Annotated in this window: 1 protein-coding gene and 1 pseudogene; both read left to right on the top strand. The window is 35.2% G+C overall.

All coding sequences use genetic code 11. The annotated features are described in order from the left end of the window. Positions 1-262 (top strand): annotated as a pseudogene (locus EO120_RS09210) (hypothetical protein); the annotation flags it as partial. After that, a complete protein-coding gene (locus EO120_RS09080; protein ID WP_127135148.1) occupies positions 259-591 on the top strand; it encodes a hypothetical protein in 333 nt (110 codons plus the stop codon). The pseudogene EO120_RS09210 and the gene EO120_RS09080, both read left to right, overlap by 4 nt. Positions 592-815: the final 224 nt, after the last annotated feature.

Here is an 815-nt window from a genome sequence, read left to right on the forward strand (position 1 = left end):
TGTAGCGAAAGTTGGAGGGCCTGTTTCAATAGGTTTCTTACTTAACGATATGCAAAATGATTACCAAATGTACAGTGGGCATGAATTAGTAAAGGCATGGGGCACTGATTTAATTCCTATAGCTACTGGATTAGGTGGCGGTATTGTAGGAAGTGGTGCTGGTCCTGTAGGGGCCTTTGCCGGAGGGGTAATTGGTGCAACATTTGGAGATTATGCTAAAGATAGAGTTAAATATGATTTGAAAAAGGATACAGACAAATGATATTTAAGAATTTAATTCTAATAATATGTAGTATGTTTTTTGTTTATAAGTTAATTACTCATAAAGGTAAGCTTAGTTTAGCCAGGATTGCTACATTCGGAGGTATTGCAGTTGAGGGTGTAATAGCAGCCCTGCTTTATGAATCAGTCTCGGGATTTGTATTGCTTTTTCTGGGAATAGTTTGTATGGGAATTTCTTTGGTTGGAATGTATTTCATGCTTAAGAATGATGAGTTTGAAAGTGATAAAGTAGAGATGTATCAGTCCAATTTTAAAGTAGGCGTATATGCTTGGCTATTTCTAGTAGCCTTATATATATATATATATTGACATATTATTAGATACCTAAATCGTACATATAGTAGTCTTTATTGAATAAGATGTAATGCTAATATAAGGTACATAGATTAAAAAAGGATGCTATAGTCTAATCTTCAGTAGTATATACTGAATGGTTTAGAACTATAGCGTCCTTTTATTTATTGTCTTTAGACTGGTTCGCGACGTAGTCGCGAATCATAAAACCACCCGCTATGCGGGTGCGGAAACGAAAG

The sequence above is a fragment of the Veillonella caviae genome (assembly GCF_003992125.1).
GTDB lineage: Bacteria > Bacillota > Negativicutes > Veillonellales > Veillonellaceae > Veillonella > Veillonella caviae.

What these genes read in the sequence shown, in the direction of transcription:
- EO120_RS09080 (WP_127135148.1), top strand. Translation starts at nt 259, where the DNA reads ATGATATTTAAGAATTTAATTCTAATAATATGTAGTATGTTTTTTGTT.